This window comes from Paenibacillus sp. ov031 (assembly GCF_900143165.1).
Lineage (GTDB): Bacteria > Bacillota > Bacilli > Paenibacillales > Paenibacillaceae > Paenibacillus > Paenibacillus marchantiae.
On the sequence record NZ_FRDO01000006.1, the window covers coordinates 331,574 to 346,049 of the forward strand.

General features: G+C 48.1%; 10 protein-coding genes. 5 read left to right on the forward strand and 5 right to left on the reverse strand.

What is annotated here, in order from left to right; genetic code table 11:
- Positions 1-58 precede the first annotated feature (58 nt).
- Both BUA17_RS23615 and BUA17_RS23620 read left to right on the forward strand, forming a co-directional pair.
- Positions 59-3,334: a glycoside hydrolase family 48 protein gene (locus BUA17_RS23615; protein ID WP_072735203.1), complete on the forward strand. Its 3,276-nt coding sequence runs from the start codon at positions 59-61 to the stop codon at positions 3,332-3,334.
- Between the two features lie 426 nt (positions 3,335-3,760).
- Positions 3,761-4,561, forward strand: a complete 801-nt coding sequence (locus BUA17_RS23620; protein ID WP_063564594.1) for a C40 family peptidase — start codon at positions 3,761-3,763, stop codon at positions 4,559-4,561.
- A gap of 88 nt (positions 4,562-4,649) precedes the next feature.
- On the opposite strand, the gene BUA17_RS23625 is transcribed toward BUA17_RS23620, so the two are convergent.
- A complete protein-coding gene (locus BUA17_RS23625; RefSeq protein WP_082935196.1) occupies positions 4,650-5,558 on the reverse strand; it encodes an ArsR/SmtB family transcription factor in 909 nt (302 codons plus the stop codon).
- A 179-nt stretch (positions 5,559-5,737) separates the two neighbouring features.
- Here BUA17_RS23625 and BUA17_RS23630 point away from each other — a divergent pair, with 179 nt between their 5' ends.
- Positions 5,738-7,243 (forward strand): arabinosylfuranosidase ArfA, encoded by a 1,506-nt coding sequence (locus BUA17_RS23630; protein WP_072735204.1) that lies wholly within the window; start codon positions 5,738-5,740, stop codon positions 7,241-7,243.
- Positions 7,244-7,456: 213 nt separating this feature from the next.
- On the opposite strand, the gene BUA17_RS23635 is transcribed toward BUA17_RS23630, so the two are convergent.
- Positions 7,457-8,230, reverse strand: coding sequence for an MBL fold metallo-hydrolase (locus BUA17_RS23635; protein WP_063564592.1), 774 nt, complete (start codon positions 8,228-8,230; stop codon positions 7,457-7,459).
- A gap of 180 nt (positions 8,231-8,410) precedes the next feature.
- Here BUA17_RS23635 and BUA17_RS31910 point away from each other — a divergent pair, with 180 nt between their 5' ends.
- Positions 8,411-8,620 (forward strand): Lrp/AsnC ligand binding domain-containing protein, encoded by a 210-nt coding sequence (locus tag BUA17_RS31910; RefSeq protein ID WP_269053721.1) that lies wholly within the window; start codon positions 8,411-8,413, stop codon positions 8,618-8,620.
- A 12-nt stretch (positions 8,621-8,632) separates the two neighbouring features.
- Here the strand turns inward: BUA17_RS31910 and BUA17_RS23645 are convergent, their stop codons facing one another.
- From BUA17_RS23645 to BUA17_RS23655, 3 genes are all read right to left on the reverse strand, one after another.
- A complete protein-coding gene (locus BUA17_RS23645; protein ID WP_064640236.1) occupies positions 8,633-9,148 on the reverse strand; it encodes a hypothetical protein in 516 nt (171 codons plus the stop codon).
- Between the two features lie 105 nt (positions 9,149-9,253).
- Positions 9,254-10,999, reverse strand: coding sequence for an ABC transporter ATP-binding protein (locus tag BUA17_RS23650; RefSeq protein ID WP_072735234.1), 1,746 nt, complete (start codon positions 10,997-10,999; stop codon positions 9,254-9,256).
- Between the two features lie 109 nt (positions 11,000-11,108).
- Entirely contained in the window at positions 11,109-12,851 is a 1,743-nt protein-coding gene (locus BUA17_RS23655; RefSeq protein ID WP_063564590.1) for an ABC transporter ATP-binding protein, read from the reverse strand.
- 359 nt (positions 12,852-13,210) lie between these two features.
- Between BUA17_RS23655 and BUA17_RS23660 the strand changes: the two genes are divergently transcribed.
- On the forward strand, positions 13,211-14,134 hold the full coding sequence (locus BUA17_RS23660; protein WP_072735205.1) for an S-layer homology domain-containing protein: 924 nt from the start codon (positions 13,211-13,213) through the stop codon (positions 14,132-14,134).
- The last annotated feature ends 342 nt before the right edge of the window (positions 14,135-14,476 follow it).

Here is a 14,476-nt window from a genome sequence, read left to right on the forward strand (position 1 = left end):
GCATGGGCAGACCCACGGTAATTCTAATTGAATTTCACCATTCCAGGGAGGTATATACATGTTGAAATCAGCTGCGAAAAAAAGTTTGTCTGCCATGCTAGCAGGGACCGTTATGCTGACCGGGTACACCGGTTTGTGGGCAGGTCCCCAAACGGTTTATGCCGAAGAGCAGAACATTGATGCTCAGGCGGACGGAATAAATGAAGCTCGATTTTTGCAATTGTATGATCAGCTGAAAGATCCGGCGAACGGTTATTTTTCTCCAGAGGGCATTCCCTATCATTCCATTGAAACGCTGATGAGCGAGGCACCGGATTATGGGCACATGACGACATCCGAGGCATACAGTTACTGGCTCTGGCTGGAAACGATGTATGGTCACTATACGGGAGATTGGTCCAAACTGGAAGCGGCTTGGGACAGCATGGAGAAATACATCATCCCTGTCAATGAAGGTGACGGCAAGGAAGAGCAGCCTACGATGAGTTATTACAATCCGAACAGCCCGGCCACCTATGCAGCGGAAAAACCTTTTCCGGATCAATATCCTTCTGCCATTAACGGTCAATATGCGGCCGGAAAAGACCCACTTGATGCCGAGCTGAAATCTTCCTACGGCAACAATCAGACGTACCTGATGCACTGGCTGCTGGATGTGGATAACTGGTACGGGTATGGTAACCTGCTGAATCCGAATCATACAGCGGCTTACGTGAATACATTCCAGCGTGGAGAGCAGGAGTCTGTATGGGAAGCCATTCCACACCCATCCCAGGACAATAAAACGTTTGGCAAAACGGGCGAAGGTTTCATGAGCCTGTTTACCAAGGAGACTCAGACACCGGCTGCCCAGTGGCGTTATACCAACGCAACGGATGCTGACGCACGTGCGGTGCAGGTACTGTATTGGGCGAAGGAGATGGGCTACACCAATACAACGTATCTGGACAAAGCGAAGAAGATGGGCGACTATCTGCGCTATGGGATGCACGACAAGTACTTCCAGAAGATCGGAAGTGCCAAGAACGGCACACCAACTGCCGGTACAGGCAAAGACTCTAATATGTATCTGATGGCATGGTATACCTCATGGGGCGGCGGCCTTGGCGAGGGTGGGAACTGGGCTTGGCGGATTGGAGCCAGTCATACGCACCAGGCTTACCAGAATCCGGTGGCAGCGTATGCCTTGTCTGATCCGGCAGGTGGCCTGATTCCAAAATCGACAACTGCCAAGGCAGATTGGAATGCATCGCTGAAGCGCCAATTGGAGTTCTACACCTGGTTACAGTCTCACGAAGGGGCAATTGGCGGTGGAGCGACGAACAGTTTTGATGGCTCCTACAAAGCTTATCCTGCTGGAACCAGTACGTTCTATGACATGGCTTATCAGGAAGCTCCTGTATATCGGGACCCCGACTCCAACACGTGGTTTGGTTTCCAGGCTTGGTCGCTGGAGCGTGTAGCTGAGATGTATTACATTCTTGCCGAGAGCGGGGACCTCAGCTCCGAGAACTTCCAGATGGCCAAAAAAGTCATTACCAAGTGGGTCGACTGGGCCAAGGATTATGTATTCGTCGATGAGCGTCCGGTGACGGATGCACAAGGATATTATCTGAATGCGGCAGGTCAACGGATACTTGGAGGTACCAATGCACAGGTTGCTACTACACCTGCACCGGGCGAATTCTGGATTCCAGGCAGCCAGGAATGGCAGGGGCAACCAGATAAATGGAATGGGTTCAGTTCCTTTACGCAAAATCCGAATTTCCATGTGGTAACCAAAGATCCTGCTCAAGATACAGGCGTACTGGGGAGCTATATCAAAGCCCTGACGTTCTTTGCTGCGGGGACTCAAGCCGAAGGCGGCGTACTCAGTGCCAAAGGCCAGGAAGCCAAAGATATGGCCGAGAAACTATTGAATACGGCGTGGGATTACAATGATGGTGTGGGGATCGTGACTGAAGAAGTCCGTAAAGACTACTTCCGCTTCTTTGCCAAAGAGATCTACATTCCGGCAAACTGGACGGGAACCTTCGGGCAGGGGAACACGATACCGGGTACAGCCGGCGTACCTTCTGACCCGGCCAAAGGTGGTAATGGCGTATACATTGGTTACTCTGACCTGCGTCCAGCCATCAAGCAAGATCCGGCATGGGCTTATCTGGATAATCTGTACAAAACGTCTTATAATCCAACAACGAAAAAATGGGAAAATGGCGCACCAACCTTTACGTATCACCGTTTCTGGTCACAGGTGGATATGGCTACCGCGTATGGCGAATATGATCGTCTCCTTGGTAACACAGGAGGCCCAGTGGTCCAAGTGCCAGCAGCTCCGGCGGGTCTGACAGCTGCAGCAGGCAGTGAGCAGGTTGCTCTGAACTGGACCGCATCCACTGGTGCCGCTTCTTACACGGTAAAACGTGCAGAGGTGAGCGGTGGCCCGTATACTTCCGTAGCAACGGGTGTTACCGGTTCGACCTTCACAGATACAGCACTGACCAATGGAAAAACGTACTATTATGTGGTGACCGCAGTGAATACGGCGGGTGAATCTGCACCTTCTGCTCAGGCCTCTGCAACACCGCAAGCGGGAACCTCTATACCGGGAGTGTTAACCCTTACGGGAACGGCAGGCAATAATCAGGCTGTGCTGACATGGACCGCATCGACCGGAGCTGCAAGTTACAAGGTACAACGCTCGGTTGCAGGTGGAACCTACGCCGATCTGGCTACAGGTCTGACGGCGCTGACTTACACGGATGCCACGGCAGTGAACGGTACCGCATACAATTACCGAGTGGTGGCAGTAAATGCAAGCGGGCAGACCTTGTCCAACGTAGTGACGGTGACACCAACAGCGCCTCCTGTAACAACAGGTGCACTTGAAGTACAATACCGCAATGGTGGTTCAGGGACGTCAGGCAATGCGGTGACCCCGCAGTTCAATATCAAGAACACAGGCACGACAGCAGTGGATCTGAGCCAGGTGAAGGTGCGGTATTACTTTACGAAGGATAGTGCATCCGATCTGAGTTTCTGGTGTGATTACGCTCAGATTGGCAGCGCCAACGTTGAAGCTCACTTTGTGACGGTAGATCCGGCTAAAGGGACAGCGGATACGTATCTGGAGATTGGGTTTAAATCCGGGGCAGGCAGTCTGGCTGCCGGAGCAGAGACGGGAATTATCCAGGGGCGCTTCTCGAAGAACAACTGGACGAATTTTGATCAGACCAACGACTATTCTTTTGATGCTTCCAAAACGGCCTTTAGCGCCTGGAACAAAGTGACCGCTTATATTAGTGGAGTCAACGCTTGGGGTATTGAGCCATAGTCGATTCATATTGAGACAGAGTACAGCCGGGGAGAGATCTCCGGCTTTTTGTATGATGATTTTAGGATTACAGGTGCTCATAATCGGGAAATGAACCATAGTAATGTTTACCAAATATAGAATTTAAATATTAAAATATAGGTCATATGACGCATGTCCTAAGTGATGCGCGGTTTAGGCCTCTTTTCTGCGTAAAACGAAGCGTAGCAAATAGTTACAATAATTTAACCTTTGAAAAAGAAGAGATTTGCGGCAGTTTTAGCCAACTGGTGTGAGAGGTTTCCCTGATTCTTAGTGCTCAAGCCTGCCTGATCGAATACAGGACTTTGGACTGATGATCGTTATGGACAGCCCGTTTTACAATGGGGCAAGCCCGGCGAATGAGGCCAGGTTAAAATTCTGTAACATCAGGGGGAACACGACATCATGAACTGGAAAAGCAAGATCATTACTGCAAGTGTAACAGCAACGATGCTGATGGGAAGTCTGACAACAGGAGCATTAACGACACCTGCATCAGCAGCGGCAGTTGATAATTCAAAAGTTAAAGTCATCTGGGGAGTTAATTTGCGTACATCGCCATCTTCTTCCGCAAGCATTGTTCGTTTGGTGCCAAAAGGAGAGACTGTCACGGTAGTGCAAAAATCCGGATCAGGCTGGTATAAAGTTACGGACTCCGGTAACCGGACAGGATACATATCTTCTTCTTCAAAATATACACAAGCTGTGAAAGGCAACACGACAACAGGAAGTGGCAGTACTAGTGGGTCTGGTTCAGTTACAGGCAGTGCTTCGGTGGAGAAAGTGATTGCTGCCGGTATGAAATATTGGGGGACGCCTTATGAGTTTGGCGCAAGTCGTAACAGTACGGCTACGTTCGATTGTTCAAGCTTTGTCCGCCAGGCATTTATTGATGCGCTCGGAATCAAGCTTCCATCCGATTCGCGTAAACAAGGTGCTTATGTGAAAGCCAATGGTACCGTTCAGACGAATTGGAAAAATCTGAAGCGTGGTGACCTGATGTACTTTATGTCCTACAAAGGCAGCTCGGCTTCATCGTATTCTAGTGTGAACAAATCTACTGCTACGATTACCCACACGGGAATTTATCTGGGTGACGGCAAAATACTGCACACCTATTCCAACGCTGGCGGCGGTGTAACGATTAGTGATATCTCCGGAAAACATTGGGAGTACCGTTTCTTGTTTGGTGGAAGTGCACTTTAAGTTCCAGCATACTTATTAAATAATGACCATATATAGAACCTTCCATCTCTGCTCTATACGGGGGATGGAAGGTTCTTTTTGTTGTTTATTAGTCCTGGTAGTACAGACGGAACAGAATATCCTGATCGTAGTTGCCGAATCCTTGACCATACAACGTTAGCCCACCCACATGCTGCGCATCTTCCTCCACGGAGAGGCGCAATGTCCACTGATTGCGTTCCACGGGGATATCCGCAAGCGTAATTTCGGACATATGCTGTCCATCAATAAATGTGCCCTCATGGGTGATCCGCAGCACCTTGAGCATGCCGTATTGATTGACACTGTCGCTCCACCATTCCGGGGTGAACATGCCTCGTCCATTTCCGGAATCTCCAGGACTTGTCCATTCACCGAGTCGAATTCCGTTGAGCATGAAGGTAATATCCGAAGGCCAGTTTGGGTTGACCGAAGGAGCTTCTGAACCTATCTCAAGTGACAATTCAATGGCACTGATCTGTTGACCTGACAAGATATAGTTTGGAATTTTGTATTCCACGAATCCGCGTCCAAACCAGAGAATATGGGCATGCATGCGTTCGGGATCTAGAAAATAGCGTGGATCATCATACTGTCCAATGACCTGATTGGATGTAGCCAGACCACAAGTTGGATACACATCAAAATGGGTGTAATGCCCGACAGGGATTGCCACTTCATGAAGCTTGCGGATGGTGCCCGTTTCCTGTGGCATAGAGATGCCGATCCAGTCGACTGCCAGGCTGTTCATTTTGTGCGTGCCGCCATCCTTGCGAATCATTTTGGACTGAATAATGCCCACATCCTGTAGCTTGCGAACATGCATGGTTACAATTGCGCTGCTCAGGCCGAGGGATGCGGCAATGTCCTTCACGTTCATTGGGGTCTCCGCGACAAGCCTGATAATCTGCAGACGGACTTCACTCGCGAGTGCCTCATATAGGGGCAGCCATTCTGCATCGGTATTTGCTCTGATCACATCTGTTCCTCCATTTTTGATTTATAGAATTAAGTTAAACATAAATCCAGTCAAAAGAATAACATTTTGCAAAATTCAGGTTGAAATTGGTGCCATAATCGATTTTAATATAAATATGAACGTTGATCCATAGATTATCAATTAATTTTTATATTAATCTTAGGGAGCTGAACTTCACGATGGAAAAAGCAAAAATGACGGTAGACAAGGATTTCACAATTGGCGTAGTTGATAAACGTTTATACGGTTCGTTTATTGAACATCTGGGACGTGCCGTATACGGTGGAATATATCAGCCGGGTCATCCTACAGCGAATGAAGCGGGATTCCGTGGAGATGTGCTCGAGATGGTTAAGGAGCTACAGGTTCCGATTGTGCGGTATCCTGGCGGTAATTTTGTATCCGGTTACAATTGGGAGGATTCGGTTGGGCCTGTGTCTGAACGCAAACGCAGACTTGAACTAGCCTGGAGAACTATCGAGACCAATGAATTCGGGTTCAACGAATTTGTGGATTGGTCCAAACAGGCGAATTCGGAAGTGATGATGGCCGTCAACTTGGGAACAAGGGGTGTAGACGCAGCTCGCAACATCGTGGAGTACAGCAATCATCCTGAAGGTTCCTACTATAGTGATTTGCGTATTAAACATGGATACAAAGAGCCTCATGCCATCAAAACCTGGTGTCTTGGCAATGAAATGGACGGTCCGTGGCAGATTGGTCACAAAACAGCAGAAGAGTATGGACGGATTGCACTTGAAGCGGCAAAAGTGATGAAGTGGACAGATCCAACGATTGAGCTGGTCGCTTGCGGAAGTTCATCCCTGGGTATGCCATCCTTTCCGGAATGGGAAGCAACGGTGCTGGATCATACGTATGATCATGTTGAATATCTGTCGCTCCACCAGTATTACGGTAATGCTGAACAGGATACGCCAACATTCCTTGCGCGTTCCCTTGAGATGGATCGTTTTATTGAGACGGTAAAAGCGACCTGTGATTATATCAAAGCGAAGAAGCGCAGCAAGAAGACGATGTTCCTGTCCTTTGATGAATGGAATGTCTGGTACCACTCCAATGAAAGTGACAAGAAGCTGGACCCGTGGCAGATTGCTCCGCCACAGTTGGAGGACGTATACAACCATGAAGATGCACTGCTTGTGGGATGTATGCTGATCAGCATGCTGAAACATGCGGACCGAGTTAAAATGGCATGTCTGGCGCAGCTCGTCAACGTTATCGCTCCAATCATGACGGATAATGGTGGTGCTGCATGGAGACAGACGATCTTCTATCCGTTCATGCATGCTTCCGTGTTTGGACGTGGAACTGCACTTGTACCGTTGATCCAGTCTCCGAAGTATGACACCAAACAAATTACGGATGTTCCTTATCTGGAGGGCATTGCGGTGCATAACGAAGAGCAGGGTGAAGTGACTGTGTTCGCCGTGAACCGTCATCTGGAAGAATCACTGCCGCTTGAAGTGGATCTGCGCAGCTTTGGGAAGTGCCGCTTGATTGAGCATATTGTGCTGGAAAGTGATGATCTAAAAGCAGCCAATACCGCAGCACAGCCGAATCGCGTTGCTCCGCATAATCGTGGTGATGCAGAAGTGTCAGATACACTGATCACGGCAAGCCTGGCCAAAGCATCGTGGAATGTAATCCGATTGAAAGTTCAATAATAGGTGAAATGAGACGAGGGAATCATTCTGGCTTTCACAGAGATACAGAGCACTCCGATGGCACAACTATCTTCGGATCGCTGTTTTCCTCAACTATAAACGCAAATAAAAGCTGGATGCGAACGAATCGCATCCAGCTTTTTTCGTGTTCCATGGAGAGAATTACTAGAGTATACTCCGTTTGTTAAAAGCCACTCACCGTATCAATGAACTTTATTTCAACTCAGTATCCGGTCCGAATACAAAGCTCTCGCCGTCGCGTGGAATGAGCACCTGTCCATCCAATTGTTCGGATGCCAGATAACTGGCGAGGTCCACGCGGGACATCATGCAATGGTTAATGGCATCCATATGCACAGCGATGACATGAGCATCCGGCGCATGGTGTTTCACGGCAGCTACGTCAGGCCCGTCCATCGTTATCGGATCTCCTTGCAGGAAGCGGGCACCGCCAGCATTCACCACAATTACCTCAGGTCGATATTGACGAATGGCTTCGGCGGGTTCTTCACACCAGATGGTATCCCCGGCGATATAGGAGACAGGTTCTTCGTCAGCTTCCAATACAAAACCAGACACTTTGCCCATACGTTCGCCGATTTCTCCAGTTCCGTGTTGTCCTGAGGTGCGGACAAAACGTACAGAATGATACTCATGTTTCTCATCCACGGCGGTAACGTTGGTAAATCCGGCTCCAGTGAACACGGCCTCATCTCCTGGTTGGCATAGCAGAGGTACATCCTTGCGTAGCTGCTTCGCTGCTGCTTCATCCCAGTGATCAGGGTGGGTATGCGTAACGATCACCAGATCGGGATTCACATAATCCGTTTCCGTCTCGGGTAAAGAGACTCTAGGATTGCGTAATTCATTGGGCGTGTTCGGGAAAGCAGGCATCACTTCTTTATCCATCAACATGGGATCAACCAGTATATTCAGACCCCCATATTCCAACCATAATGTAGCATTACGAATCAATTGAATTTTCATTGAACCTGCACTCCTTCGGGAATTAATGTTATTATCCTATATGTTATACAACCCGTTTATGGGCGTAAATAACACACTGAAAGAAAACAGGCCACTTTAATTTCAAGTTGAAAGGATTGCAAAATAGATGAATGAGACGATTGATGATACAGATATACGCATACTGAAAAGCCTATTTTTCTGAATTCCGGCGACCGACATGCCGCCTTCCGTGAATTTATGGCTGCACGTGAAGACATCGTGGAGGTTCACCGTGTCAGCGGAGAGGGCTGCTATTTGATGATCGTACGCACAGGAACAATGGAGCAGCTTGGTAGTTTACTGGAAGCCATTTTGCCGTATGGAAATTATAGAATGAACCTGTCTGTTGGTATCGAAAAGTCGGAATGATGTGAGCTGAATTCAGATGTCCTGTTGCTGTTTCTCACGCAGCGTCTCCTGCAGAAGACCAACTGCTCGACTGAGCTCTTTTTTGGTTAGCAAATGATCGGTCTGGATATGACGCCGGGTGCCGTCTTTCAAATACAGGGCAATCATGGGGGAAGCAGACAATATCCATTTGCTGAAGGCGGGAGAGCCAATCTCAATTTTACGAATCTCATTCCAGGGAATGGTCCGTTTAAGGATACGAAGCCCTTCATCATTCCAGGATAATAACACAGGGGAACTTGCGATTGCCCGGGACAGAAACATAAAAAATACGGGCCCGATAAACCACATGCCAAGAATGGCTGCGATGGAATAATATAATGTCTCCAGTTGTTCAGCGTGATCTTCATAGATGATCCATAACAGGGTGACACATAATAGCAAGAACAGAAGACATATTGCTCCTTTCCATACAGCCGTGAAACGGCGATAGCCAATCTGTCGATGCTCCAGCTTCGACTCTGATGATTTATATAATTCAGGTTTCATAAATACGCCTCCTTAACATCATTTCCCAGAAAATATATCAAACATGCCGCCTGCATCGCAGAGCGGCACGTTCAACGTTTATTTAACCCCATTTGGTTCGATGAGCTATCCAGAAATAGCTGAATCATTACCGGCTTCACGAGCATGGGTGTAAAGATCAGCATATACCCCTTCAGCATCAATCAACTTCTGATGTGAGCCTTCTTCGACAATTTCACCATTCTCCATAACGAGAATCCGATCTGCATGCATGACCGTAGAGAGACGATGCGCAATAACAATTGTTGTTCTTCCCTGAGAGACGGATTCCAGCGCCTGTTGCACCAATTGTTCGGTATGCGAGTCCAGATTCGCGGTTGCTTCATCCAGGATAAGCACTCGGGGCTGAAAGACCACAATTCGGGCAAACGATATCAGTTGACGTTCTCCGGCGGACAGACCGCTTCCGCGTTCGGAAAGACGTGTATCATACCCTTGCGGCAAACGTGAAATCATGGCATGTGCTCCGACGAATCGGCAGGCCTGAATAGCCTGCTCTCTAGTAATATCCTCGCGGAACATTCGTACATTGTCAATGATGGAGCCCGAGAAGAGGAATGGTTCCTGCTGGATCAGACCAACGATCCGATGAAGATTGGCCTGCGGGAAATGGCGAATGTCTATGCCATCAATTTCAATGCTGCCCTGATTCACATCGTAAAAGCGATTGAGCAGGGAGATCAACGTACTTTTGCCAGCTCCTGTAGTGCCTACAATGCCCACCATTTCACCTGGATAGAGATGCAGATTCATATGCTGAATCAGGGGGCGATCTGCCCGATAACCGAACGATACATCATTAAAATCAATCTGTCCCATCACACTCCGTGGTTCAAGTGTGGAGGCAGTCCCGGGTTTGGGGTCAGCGACTTCCGGACGGGTACTCAGAATGTTCCAGATCCGATCCATGGATACGGTGGTTGATTGGAATGTGTTCCACTGCATGGTGATCTGGTTAATCGGCTGGAAGAACTGGCGGATGTAACTGATAAACGCATAGAGCACACCCACCTGCAATGATTCACCCAGCACGGCACGTCCTCCAAGCCAGACCATCATAACGAGCGCCGCATTGCCAAGGATATCAAACGTCCGGTTGAATATGACATTCGAACGGGCTTGTGTGATATTGGCCTTCAGGTGAAGTTGGTTCTGTTCCGTGAATCTTTTCTTCTGCTCTTCTTCCTGATGGAACGCCTGGATCAAAAACATGCCGGACAGGTTCTCTGCCGTGAATGCAATCAAACGGGAGAGACGAGTTCGGGCATTCTGATAAGCCCCGCGCAGTTGGCTCCGAAATAATACAGCAACGATGGCGATCACAGGCAGCACGATGAGAGAGTACCCTGCGAGTACCGGATCGAGCTGGAACATAAAGACGATAATCAGCACCAGCATCATGCCATCCCGGATGAGACTTAGCAGTACTTGAGTGAAGAAACTGCTGATCGTTTCCGTATCACTGGATACATTCGTCACCAGACTGCCGATATGGAAGCGATCGAAGAAAGACATCGACATTTTGGAGATATGCTTGAACAGGTCCTTACGAATGCGAGAGACGATGTTCTGACCGACATGTTGCAGCAGGTTGTTTTGTACATAGGTAAAAATAAAGCTGATTACAGCCAGCCCCAAAAAGATAGCTGCCAACTGGACAAGAAAGCCTACACTAGTCTGACCAATTGCCAGATGATCATCGATCGCGATCTTCACCAGATAAGGCTGAAGCAGATCGGCGGAAATACCCAGCAGCGAACAGAAAAAGATACCTGCAAAGGCCCATTTATGGGGGTGGGCGTAGGACATCATCGCTTTGAAGGAAGTCCGCTTATTCTGGTCTGCGCCTGCGTCGGAACCGGACCCATGGCCTGACGGTTGTGCTTGGGCTCCCGCATCTGAACGAACTTCAGCGTTACGGTCAGTCATGATGTAATCCCTCCTCCTGCAAACGATAGGTTGCAGCATATAACCCTTTTGCGGCCATCAGCCCTGCATGTGTTCCCTGTTCAGCGATTCGACCTTCATCCAGAACGATAATTTCGTCGGCATGACGGACTGCACTGATCCGGTGGGAGATAATCAGCGTTGTTTTTCCTTTACCAATCTCACGCAGGCTGCGTAGAATGCCACTTTCGGTGACGGCATCCACAGCACTCATACTGTCATCTAGAATGAGCACCTGCGCTTTTTTGATCAACCCCCTCGCCAGACTGGTACGCTGACGCTGACCGCCAGACAACGTGAGTCCACGTTCGCCCAGCAGGGTATCGAACCGATCAGGGAACCGGATAATGTTCTCGTATATCATCGCTTGTCGTGCACTGTGCTCTACTGTGTCCAGCGGAACCTCGCGGTCACTAAAAGCGATGTTGTCCCGAATGGTTGTACTGAACAGGAATCCATCCTGCGGTACGTAGGCAATACGGGATCGCAGACTTTCCAGCGACAGCTGCCGGATGTCGGTGCCGTTAATGCGGATTGTGCCTTCAGGCGGCTCATATGTACGCAGCAATAGCTTCACAAAGGTACTTTTACCAGAACCTGTTTTACCCACAATACCCACGGTTCGTCCTGCCTGGATATTCAGACTGATGTTTTTGAGCGCAGCGGATGAACTGCCGGGATAGGAGAAAGATAGATTCTCAATCGTAATGTCGTTCACGGCTTGGAGACTTGTCGCATTGGGAAGCTCGCGCACGTCAGGCACTTCCGTCAACAGATCATTTACCCGCTCAAGTGATGCTCCAGAACGCTGCATAGTATTGATCACATTACCGATTTGTTGAAGCGGTCCCATGATGATACGCAAATATAACGTCAATGCGACAAAACTTCCGAGTGTAATGGAATTCTGCATCGTCAAAATTCCGCCGACAAGCAGGGAGACAACCAATGAAATGGCACCCAGTAGCGGTAGCAAGGCCTGAAATAGAGAGGACAGACGAACAAGCCGCAGCTGTTTGCTTTTGATTGCATCTACTGTGAACCCAAATCGTTCACGGGCGCTGTCTTCAATGGCAAATGTTTTGGTTACACGAATACCACCAAGCTGTTCCTCTGCGGATTCCGTCATCGTTGCAAGGGCATCCTGCACATCTCGAGAGCGCTTGCGAATTCGCGGACCGAAAAAAACGACCAGAAAGGGAATGGCCAGCAAAGGCACAATACTGATCAGAATAAGTTTCATCGGGATTCCGCTGAGCAGCATCATCACGATGCAAGATAATAATAGAAATGTTGCATTGGTCATCATGGTGACGCCGTTGGAGATGGCTTCACGTACAGAGGTAACATCATTCATGACGTAACTGAGCAGTTTCCCATTTCCCTGTTTGGAAAAATAGTACTCGCTAAGTTCGGAAAACTTGCCGAAAATGCGCTCGCGTGTCATGAATTCGAAGCGGCGTCCAAGCTTCATGATCATGAATTGTCCGGTACCGAATAACAGATTATAAGCGATGGCAATAGCCAAAAGCGAAAGACTGTACCGGATGACCGTATTCATCTGAAGTGTGTTCTGCATGAGTTGATCCGTGAAACTGCCCAGAATTCGGGGTAAGGACGCCTGACCCACATTGGAGGCAATAATCAGTAGTACAGCGAACAGATATACGGGCCAGTTGGCAATGACATAGCCTCGTAGTAATCCTTTCTTGGACATAAGATTTGTTCTCCTTTGTTCAGGGTGAAAGTCGGTTTGGAATCGGAGTCAAGAAAAGGGCCGACACCTGATAATAGCGCGTCGTGCCCTCTTACTTTATGCGATCCGGTTTGCAGTTTATCCGTTATTCGCTAGAATTCTCTATTCTTATTTTTGCGCTAAACGGTAAGGATGTCAACGAAGCAAGCAAGCATAATAGAAAGAAAGCAGATCGGCGCCCGTAGGGTAAGGGATATATGCAGTATTTCCATCATTTATTCACCAGATGTCGATTTTACTGAAACATTTCAGGGGGGGCTACCGTCTGTAGGATTGAAGAGGTCAAAAATTGGGTTTACTAATTATGGAGGTGCCAAGAAATGAAACATAAAAAAGGATTGGCTGCAACGCTTGCGCTCTGCGTGTCTTTGACGGCAGGAGGTGCATCAGTACTTGCATTTTCGGATGTAAAAGATGAAGGACAAAAAACGATTGTGGACTCGTTACATTCCAAGGGTGTTGTTAATGGAGTAACGGCGGATCTATTTCGTCCGGATCTCGCATTGTCCGAGCCACAGGGTGTTCAGCTGATTGTGAACGCTTTTGGTCTGAAAAATGAATACGCTGCCGCTTCGGCACAAAATAAAATTAGTCCAAAGACTTGGTACGCCGATGCGGTTCAGGCTGCAACACAGAATGGTTTGTCCATTCCGGTGGAGTTGAATCCACAGGCCAAAATGACGCGTGAGCAGTTTGCCATTTTGCTCCTTGAAGGGATTAACACAACCGGAGAATATCCGGTGATCATGCTGTATAATGATATTAAGGACGAAAATAAAATCGGTAAGGACGCCAAATCTGCGGTCCAGAACCTGCTGAACATGGACATCATTGAACTGGATAAGGACGGAAACTTCCGTCCAGATCAGTCGCTTACCCGTATGGAGGCTGCAAGCATGATCTTCAATGCACTTGAATTTGTAGATAAGCACGGCAATGGCGGATCGACAGAACCGACTCCAACGAATCCAGGCGAAGGACAACAGGGGATTGTGCCTACCGTGACATCAACCAAAGTGGATGACAAGACGGTAAAAGTCAAACTGACCGCGCAAATGCCTCATCCTGGTTATGGGTTGAAGATTGAAGATGTGAAACTGGAGAAGGATGGACGTGCCATCGTGCTGTATACGATTATCCAACCTGACCCGGACATGATGTATCCAATGGTTATTACCGATGTAACCGCAGAGACAGACATTCCAACAGGATACACTGCAGAAGCACAGCCTTCTGGAAAATAATCAAGCCTTGCCAGCGTGCTTCGATCTCAGATCGGAGCGCGCTTTTTTTATTTTTTCTGAAACCGACGATCGATATGAAAAAGCTTGCGTAGGGAGAGCGGCTGTCTTCCAGTCCGAATCTTGATTAGTCCGACTGAAAAGTATTGATTCTATTTATATATGTTACATTTTGTAACTCGAAAGTAATTCAAAAAGTGGAATTAAGGTAATTAATGTGATGTTAAATAACATTAAAATTGTCGTTTATAAGATGTAAATCAATATCTATTGAGGTGATAAAGCCGCTTCGTGTTAACGGAGCGGCTTTTTTTCTGACCTGATCCGGAAATTATCATTCATTCA